6 protein-coding genes are annotated in these 8,696 nt (G+C 70.3%); 3 read left to right on the top strand and 3 right to left on the bottom strand.

The window, feature by feature from the left end; all coding sequences use genetic code 11:
• Window positions 1-329: 329 nt before the first annotated feature.
• Window positions 330-737: a DUF6278 family protein gene (locus tag GTY47_RS04150; RefSeq protein ID WP_010038886.1), complete on the top strand. Its 408-nt coding sequence runs from the start codon at window positions 330-332 to the stop codon at window positions 735-737.
• 188 nt (window positions 738-925) lie between these two features.
• The gene (locus GTY47_RS04145) at window positions 926-1,669 is read left to right on the top strand and encodes an amino acid ABC transporter ATP-binding protein (RefSeq protein WP_010038885.1); all 744 of its coding nucleotides are present in this window, start codon (window positions 926-928) and stop codon (window positions 1,667-1,669) included.
• A 220-nt stretch (window positions 1,670-1,889) separates the two neighbouring features.
• Here the strand turns inward: GTY47_RS04145 and GTY47_RS04140 are convergent, their stop codons facing one another.
• Together GTY47_RS04140 and GTY47_RS04135 are read right to left on the bottom strand one after the other, a co-directional pair.
• Entirely contained in the window at window positions 1,890-3,458 is a 1,569-nt protein-coding gene (locus GTY47_RS04140) for a CocE/NonD family hydrolase (RefSeq protein WP_010038884.1), read from the bottom strand.
• Between the two features lie 116 nt (window positions 3,459-3,574).
• A complete protein-coding gene (locus GTY47_RS04135) occupies window positions 3,575-4,330 on the bottom strand; it encodes a hypothetical protein (protein WP_029181107.1) in 756 nt (251 codons plus the stop codon).
• Between the two features lie 104 nt (window positions 4,331-4,434).
• Between GTY47_RS04135 and ggt the strand changes: the two genes are divergently transcribed.
• Complete coding sequence (gene ggt, locus GTY47_RS04130) at window positions 4,435-6,240, top strand: gamma-glutamyltransferase (protein WP_010038882.1); 1,806 nt, start codon at window positions 4,435-4,437, stop codon at window positions 6,238-6,240.
• A gap of 17 nt (window positions 6,241-6,257) precedes the next feature.
• Here the strand turns inward: ggt and GTY47_RS04125 are convergent.
• Window positions 6,258-8,696, bottom strand: a 2,439-nt coding sequence (locus GTY47_RS04125; RefSeq protein WP_010038881.1) for an ATP-dependent Clp protease ATP-binding subunit, incomplete at its 5' end; no start/stop codon positions are given.

Raw genomic sequence — 8,696 nt, 5'->3', positions numbered from 1 at the left:
GCGGCAGCGGCGCGGCCCGCCGCTCCTCGACGGCCCGCGCCGCTGCCGCCGGCATCAGGGACGCGCACAGGGCCAGGACGACCAGGATCCCCCGGACACATCGGCGCACGGCCGACTCCTCCCGCTCATCGACACACGACGCAACAAGACGAAACGCAGGGACGGAACAGAAGACACGACGAGAGCCGAGACGCACGACGCCTGGTGAAACTAGGGAGACTTCAGGGGCCCGTCAACGAGCCGTGCGCGAACTCGGCGTGAACTCGTCAGGAAGTGGCGAGCCCGCGCGCCTGTGGTGCGTACGGCGGTACGAATGACACGCTGGACGTATGAACATCCCTTTCCTGGGCAACCGGCGCCGGAAGCTCGGGGTGCCCGATCCGGCAGGCATCGCGGAACTCCTCGCCGAGTGTGAACTGCTCCGCTCCCAGGCGTCCCGGGCGGGTGTCCGGCTCGACGACTCGGCGGCCTCGCTGGAGGCTCTGGACCAGCTCGTGCCACGCTGGCGGGACGACGAGGAGACCCTGACCTGGCTCGGCAACGACGCAGGGCTCTACCTGGGCACCGTCATCGTGCGCACCGTGGCGGGAGCAGCCTGGGAGATCCGGTCCGACGGACAGCCCGTGGTGCGGCTCGCCTCCGGCCGGGAGTTCGACGTCGTGGACTCAGGTCACGAGTGGGCCGCGAACGGGGTGCCCGAGCTGTCCCAGCTGTACGCGGAAGTCGCGGAGGCGTGAGACTGGTCCTCGGAACCCTTGAACCTCAGAACCCATCGAGCCTCAGGACCCTTAAGCCTCAGAACCTTTGGCCAAAGTCCGCCGTAAATACGGCTAATGATCGAAAAGTGCGTGTCGCCCGACAAGTCCGATCTTGCCTGGATACGTTGCGGCAACCACCACACAGCTGAGAGTGAGTAGGGCTGAGTATGGCCGTCGATCCGCTGATCGAGCTGCGTGACGTCAACAAGCACTTCGGGGAGTTGCATGTCCTCCAGGACATCAACCTCACCGTCGGCAGGGGGGAGGTGGTCGTGGTCATCGGCCCGTCGGGGTCGGGAAAGTCGACACTCTGCCGGGCGATCAACCGTCTGGAGACCATCGAGTCCGGAGAGATCGTCCTCGACGGGCAGCCGCTGCCGGACGAGGGCAAGCCCCTGGCGCGGCTGCGCGCCGATGTCGGCATGGTCTTCCAGTCGTTCAACCTCTTCGCCCACAAGACCGTCCTCCAGAACGTCTCCCTGGGGCAGGTGAAGGTCCGCGGGCGCCGGAAGGAGGACGCCGAGAAGCGCTCCCGCGAACTGCTCGACCGGGTCGGCGTGGCCGACCAGGCGGACAAGTACCCGGCGCAGCTCTCCGGCGGCCAGCAGCAGCGCGTGGCCATCGCCCGCGCCCTGGCCATGGAGCCCAAGGCGATGCTCTTCGACGAGCCGACCTCGGCCCTCGACCCGGAGATGATCAACGAGGTGCTGGAGGTCATGAAGCAACTGGCCCGCGAAGGCATGACCATGATCGTCGTCACGCACGAGATGGGCTTCGCCCGCTCGGCCGCCAATCGCGTCGTCTTCATGGCCGACGGCCGGATCGTCGAGGACCGCACCCCCGACGAGTTCTTCACCAACCCCACCAGCGACCGCGCCAAGGACTTCCTCTCCAAGATCCTCAAGCACTGAACGGGCGGGCACCGGACGGCTCGTCGCATCGGACCTCGACTACGATGTGCCCTTCATCCCTGTCGGAGAGGGGGACTTCGCCGAATTCCGCCGATCCGCCCGGGGTGAGCAGACCGCCCGCCCGGTCCGCGGGCCATTCCCACCGGGTGCGGCCCCCATGGCCGTCGGCCACGGGGGCGGCGGTTCACATCGGCCAGGCCCGTCCGGCGGCAGCCGGAGATCACTGCTCGCGCAGCGGAACCGACACGTACGACGGGTCGTTCGCCGGCGAGGAGAAGGTCAGCTGCGCGCCGGACGGGTTGTGCTCGATGTAGAGCGGGTCGACCGTGTCGACGACCAGGGCGAGGCGGTGCCCGGCCGGGACGTCGTAGGCCGTGGAGTACAGCTCCAGGTCGACGCCGAACGGCTTTCCGGGAGTGCGCCCGTGGAAGGTGTACGGCGCGTTGGTGACCAGCTTGCCGAGGCCGAGCGGCCCCACGTCGTACAGGTAGGCGACGAGGGTGCCGCTCTCCTTGGTCGGGGTGAGGGTCGTGTGCAACGTCGCCGTCCCGCGCACCTGTTGGGCCGTGGCGTACTTCTCCGACTGCCACACGGCGGCCCAGCGGCGGGGGAGCAGGGGGATCGAGGCCATCGGGGGCAGCTGGGCCACCTGGTCGAGGATGCTGGACAGGAAGACGACTCCGCCGTCGGCCCCCGAGTTCACGTTCGTACGGATCGTGGTGGTGCCCGCGAGGGCGATCTTCCGGTGCGTCGCGCCGGCCGACTTCCAGTCCGGGTAGCCCTCGTAGCCGCCCGCCGAGCGGGACTTGAGCTGGACGGGCTGTTCCCGGTCGATGCCGTTGTCCTCGCCCCTGAGGTAGTGGTCGAACCAGCGCTCGGTGTCCTTCCACACGTCGTTGGGCAGCCCGAACAGGCCGGTCATCTCCGCGGTGGCGTGGTCTCCGGGGCGCATTTCCAGCCGCTTCGGGCCGGTCAGCTTCTCGTAGAAGTCGGCGTACTGGTTGGGCGGGAAGATCGTGTCGCCCCAGGCGTTGGCGAGCATGACCGCCGCGCCGTTCTTGTTGATCTGGTCGACGTAGGTCGCAGCGGAACGTTTCTTCCCCCAGGCGACGAGCTCCGGTTCCTTCGCCAGGTTGGAGGCGTAGAAGTCGTCGAAGACCTGCCGGAGTTCGGCGCTCTGCCGGCCCGTCACCACGCTCGCGCCGTCCAGCAGGGCGGCCGCCTGGACGTGCTGGGTGCGCCCGCTGTAGATCGAGCCGATCAGGTCGGCCCAGCCGCTCAGCGAGGCGACCGCGCGGACCCGCTTGTCGTGCGCGGCGGTGAGCAGGCTGATGCCGGCGCCGTAGGAGACGCCCGCCATGCCGATGTGCCCGGCGTCCGAGGGGGTGTGGGCCAGCGCCCAGTCGATGACTTTCGAGGCGTCGGCTATGTCGGGCGGGCCCGCGACTTCTATCTCGCCGCCCGACTGCCAGAAGCCGCGCACGTTGTAGGTGACGACGACGTACCCGGAGTCGGCGAGCTTCTGGGCCTGGGCCAGGTACTCGACCTGGGGCAGCCCCCAGCTCGTGGGCATGACGAGCAGCGGGTAGCGGTGCGTGCCGTCGGCGCCGGCCGGCGTGACGACGTTGGCCTTGAGGACGGTGCCGCCGTCGCCGGTGATGTCGACGAACCGGATCGGGTTCGGCGCCGCCTGTGCGGTGGGGGCGAGTCCGAGGGCGGTACCGGCGACCAGGGTCGCCGAGACGGCGCCTACGGCGGTGGTGCGCAGGGCCTTGCGGTGGTGTCCCACGGGTCACTCCTCACTCGTGTCAGTGCAAAGTGACCGAACGGTAACCGTGCCTCCTTACCACTGGTAACCCGTCGGTAAGTTACGTGCCAGTAACGATTGTTGAGAAGTGGAGGACTTCAGGAGGCCCGATGGCTGTTGCGTGGAGCCGGGGCGGGCAGCGGCGTCTGTGCCGCGCGCGTCACGTCCTCCATCATTTCGACGACGTCCGGCCCGTACGCCTGCGAGTTGATCACCTTCAGCAGCAGTACGAACGAGTTGTTGCCGTACTTGCGGGCCAGCCCCTCGTGGTTGCGCGCGAGATAGCGGGTGGTGGCCTGGTTGGTTATCGACGTCTGGCCGCAGAACAGGAAGACCGGACGGGTGTGCTGGCTCCGCTCCGCCGTCAGCCGGGCCAGCAGCGCGTACTCCTCCTTGCCGTTCTCCAGGCGGTAGCGGTCGGTCCCGACCAGGAACGAGCCCCGGTCCGGGCTCGGTTCGGCGTCGACGTTCACCCGCACACCCGGCAGCAGGGAGGACAGGTGCGCCGCCATACGGCGATTGGACGCCGGGCCGCCCACGCAGAACTCGGTGCGCTCACCGAATCCCTGACGTGCCGTGTCGTGCGGGAGGATCTGGGCGTGGGCGTTGCAGTCCTTGATCAGCGCGGCGAGTTCGAGCAGCGCGAACACGTCGTAGCGCATCACGGCGAACTCGGGCCCCGCGGCACCCCGGTTCACCACCAGCAGCGATTCGGAGTTGTCGGGCAGTCCGAAGAAGGCCTGCTTCCGGCGGAGCTTGCGCTTCCACACGTAGGTGCGGGTCACCCAGCCGAGCGCGGCACTGATACCCGCCGCGACCACGCCCAGGACGATGTTGCGCACGTCGTCATTCATGTGCGCGCATGGTAGCGGGCCCGACGCACCGGTGTTCGACGCATTCCTGACGCGGCCATGGCCATGAATTAAGCTGCGCGGACGGCCTTTGACTGGAGGTGCGGATGCGTCGCCCTGTCGCACGGAATCTGACGGTCCTGGCGGTTGCGGCCGCCGTGGTGGTGTCGGTGGGAGCGGCGGCGCCACCCACCGCGCAGAGCACCGGCGGTGAGAAGAGCCCCCTGGCAGTCGGCTACGGCGGCGCCGTCTCCAGCGTCGACCGGGACGCCTCCGCCGCCGGTATCGAGGTCCTGCGCAAGGGCGGCAACGCCGTCGACGCGGCCGTCGCCACGGCCGCCGCGCTCGGTGTCACCGAGCCCTACTCGGCCGGCGTCGGCGGAGGCGGCTACTTCGTCTACTACGACGCCAAGTCCCGCACGGTCCACACCATCGACGGCCGCGAGACCGCCCCGCTGACGGCCGACAAGAACCTGTTCGTCGAGAACGGCAAGCCCATCCCCTTCGCCGACGCCGTCAGCAGCGGCCTGAGCGTCGGCACCCCCGGCTCGCCCGCCACCTGGCAGACGGCACTGGACAAGTGGGGCAGCAAGCCGCTCGCCGGCGTGCTGCAGCCGGCCGAGCGGCTCGCCCGCGAGGGCTTCAGGGTCGACGAGACCTTCCGCTCGCAGACGGCGTCCAACGAGACCCGCTTCCGCTACTTCCCGGCCACCGCCGAGCTGTTCCTGCCCGGCGGACGGCTTCCCGTCGTCGGCTCCACCTTCAAGAACCCGGACCTCGCCCGCACCTACGCGGAGCTGGCCCGCAAGGGCGTCGGCGCCCTCTACCGCGGTGACATCGGCCGGGACATCGTCGACACGGTCAACAAGCCGCCCGTGGACCCCGCCTCGGGCTGGAACGCCCGCCCCGGCGACCTCTCCGAGAGGGACCTGGCCGCCTACCGCGCCAAGCTCCAGGCACCCACCAGGACCTCGTACCGCGGCCTCGGCGTCTACTCCATGGCGCCGTCCTCCTCCGGTGGCACGACGATCGGCGAGGCGCTCAACATCCTGGAGCGGACCGACCTGTCGAAGGCGAGCCAGGCGCAGTACCTGCACCGCTACATCGAGGCAAGCAGGATCGCCTTCGCGGACCGGGGCCGCTGGGTGGGCGACCCGGCCTTCGAAGACGTACCGACCAAGGAATTGCTGTCGCAGCGGTTCGCCGACTCGCGCGAGTGCCTGATCAAGGACGACGCGGTGCTCACCAGTCCGCTGGCGCCGGGTGATCCGCGCCGTCCCGAGCGGTGCGGCTCCGGCGGTACGGCCGCTCCGACGACGTACGAGGGCGACAGCACGACGCATCTGACGGTGGCCGACAAGTGGGGGAACGTCGTCGCCTACACGCTCACCATCGAGCAGACGGGCGGCAGCGGGATCACCGTGCCGGGGCGGGGGTTCCTCCTCAACAACGAGCTGACGGACTTCTCCTTCACCCCGGCGAATCCCGCCGTGCACGACCCGAACCTGCCGGGGCCGGGGAAGCGGCCGCGGTCGTCGATCTCGCCGACGATCGTTCTCGACCGGCATGACAGGCCCGTGGTGGCGCTCGGCTCGCCCGGTGGGGCGACCATCATCACGACCGTGCTGCAGACGCTGATCGGGTTCCTCGACCGGGGGTTGCCGCTGGTGGACGCGATCGCGGCGCCCCGGGCCAGTCAGCGGAACGCCGCGCAGACCGAGTTGGAACCCGGGTTGTACGACAACGCCGGGTTGAGGAAGCAGTTGGAGGCGATCGGGCACTCCTTCAAGGTGAACCCGGAGATCGGGGCGGCCACGGGGGTGCAGCGGTTGCCGGACGGGAAATGGCTCGCCGCGGCGGAGACCGTGCGGCGCGGTGGCGGGTCGGCGATGGTGGTGCGGCCGGTGCGGTGACGGGTTCGTCCGCCGGGTCACAACTCGGCGGGTGGCGTCTCCTGGGTGCGGAACGCAAGGTGGCCGTCCTCCGTGTCCACCGTCACCCGGCCGCCCTCCGACACCCGGCCGTCCAGCAGCAGTCGGGACAGCTCGTTGTCCACCTCGCGCTGGATCGTGCGGCGCAACGGGCGGGCGCCGTACTCCGGCTGGTAGCCGTGGTCGGCGAGCCACTCCACCGCTCGGTCGGTGAAGGTCACCGAGATGCCCTTGCTCCGCACCAGGGACCTGGTGCGGTCCAGCAGGAGGTTGGTGATCCGGCGCAGCTGTTCCGTGCTGAGCTGGCGGAAGACGACGATCTCGTCGATGCGGTTGAGGAACTCGGGGCGGAAGTGCTCCCGCAGCGGGCGCAGGATCTGTTCGCGCCGGGCCTCCTCGTCCGCGTCGGCGCCGCCTGACGCGAAGCCCACGGAGGCACCGCGGCGGGTGATCACCTCGGAGCCGAGGTTGCTGGTCATCACGATGACGGTGTTCGTGAAGTCGACCGTGCGGCCCTGGGAGTCGGTGAGGCGTCCGTCGTCGAGGACCTGGAGCAGGATGTTGAAGACGTCCGGGTGGGCCTTCTCCACCTCGTCCAGCAGGAGCAGCGAGTACGGGTGCCGGCGGACGACCTCGGTGAGCTGGCCGGCCTCCTCGTGGCCGACGTAGCCGGGCGGGGCGCCGACCAGGCGGCTGACCGTGTGCCGCTCCTGGTACTCGCTCATGTCGAGGCGGACCATGCGGTCCTCGCTGCCGAACAGGGCCTCGGCGAGCGCCCGGGCCAGTTCGGTCTTGCCGACGCCGGTCGGGCCGAGGAACAGGAAGCTGCCGATCGGGCGGTCGGGGCTGGCCAGTCCGGCGCGGGAGCGCAGCACCGCGTCCGAGACGACCCGCACGGCCTCGTCCTGGCCGACCACCCGCTCGTGCAGATGCTCCTCCAGGTGCAGCAGGCGGTCCTTCTCCTCCTGGGTGAGGCTGCTGACCGGGATGCCGGTCTGCCGGGACACCACCTCGGCGATCGCCTCGGCCCCGACGACCAGGTCCTGGCCCTCGTCGATCTCGCCCTCGCCGCCGGCCTGGGTGATCCGCAGCTTCAGCTCCACGATCCGGTCGCGCAACTGGGTGGCTTGCTCGTACTGCTCGTCCGCGACCGCCTGGTCCTTGTCCCGGGTCAGCTGCTCCAGCTCCCGCTCCATGGCCCGTACGTCGGTGCCCTTGGTGCGGGCGCGCAGCCGGACCCGGGCACCGGCCTGGTCGATCAGGTCGATCGCCTTGTCCGGCAGCCGGCGGTCGGTGAGGTAGCGGTCGGACAGCTCCACGGCGGCGACCAGGGCCTCGTCGGTGTAGCGGACCTGGTGGTGGGCCTCGTAGCGGTCCTGGAGGCCGCGCAGAATCTCGATCGCGTCGGCCGCGGTCGGTTCCGGCACCATGATCGGCTGGAAGCGGCGGGCCAGCGCCGCGTCCTTCTCGATCCGGCGGTACTCCTCCAGCGTCGTGGCGCCCACGATGTGCAGCTCGCCGCGGGCGAGGGCCGGCTTGAGGATGTTGCCCGCGTCCATGGAGCCGCCGTCGCCGCCGCCGGCACCGGCGCCCACGACCGTGTGCAACTCGTCGATGAAGATGATCAACTGGTCCGAGTGGGCGCGGATCTCACCGACGATGTTGTTCATCCGCTCCTCGAAGTCGCCCCGGTAGCGGGTGCCCGCGACCACACCCGTCAGGTCCAGGGCGACCACGCGGCGCCCGATCAGCACGTCGGGCACGTCCCCCTCGGAGATGCGCTGCGCCAGCCCCTCCACGATGGCGGTCTTGCCGACGCCCGCGTCGCCGATCAGCACCGGGTTGTTCTTGCCGCGGCGGGAGAGGACCTCGACGGTCTGCTCGATCTCCTGGTCCCGGCCGATCACCGGGTCGATACGGCCCTGCCGGGCCAGCTCGGTGAGGTCGCGGCCGTACTTGTCGAGGGTCGGCGTGTTCGTCGGGCGCGGCCGCTCGGCCTGGGGCGCCTCCGGGGCCTCGGGGGGTTCCGAGGGGGCGAAACGGGCCGCGTTGAGGATGTGCCCGGCGGCCGAGTCGGGGTTCGAGGCCAGGGCGCTGAGCACGTGCTCCGGCCCGATGTAGCCGTAGCCGCGGGCCCGGGCCATGTCGTGCGCGTCCAGCAGGGCGCGCTTGGCGGCCGGGGTGAGGGAGAGCGCGGTCGGCGGCGGTGCGTCGTCCGGGGTGTGCTGGGCCGGGCCCGACCGCTCGTCGATCTGCGACGCCAGCGAGTCGGGGTTCGCACCGGCCTTGCTGAGCAGGGTCCGGGTGGGCTCGGTGGCGAGCGCCGCCCGCAGCAGGTGTTCCGTGTCGAGATCCCGGCTGCCGTGCTCGGCGGCGTACTGGGCGGCGCCGCGGACGAGCTCCCGGGCCGGCTGACTGAGCAGCCGGCCGATGTCGAT

It is taken from the genome of Streptomyces sp. SID5464 (assembly GCF_009862985.1).
Taxonomy (GTDB): Bacteria; Actinomycetota; Actinomycetes; order Streptomycetales; family Streptomycetaceae; genus Streptomyces; species Streptomyces chartreusis_D.
This window is presented reverse-complemented; position numbering and strand designations above follow the sequence as displayed.

Bases quoted from the DNA above. Each gene is read 5' to 3' on its own strand.
- GTY47_RS04150 (WP_010038886.1), top strand. From the start codon at position 330: ATGAACATCCCTTTCCTGGGCAACCGGCGCCGGAAGCTCGGGGTGCCC.
- GTY47_RS04145 (WP_010038885.1), top strand. From the start codon at position 926: ATGGCCGTCGATCCGCTGATCGAGCTGCGTGACGTCAACAAGCACTTC.
- GTY47_RS04135 (WP_029181107.1), bottom strand. From the start codon at position 4,330: ATGAATGACGACGTGCGCAACATCGTCCTGGGCGTGGTCGCGGCGGGT.
- ggt (WP_010038882.1), top strand. From the start codon at position 4,435: ATGCGTCGCCCTGTCGCACGGAATCTGACGGTCCTGGCGGTTGCGGCC.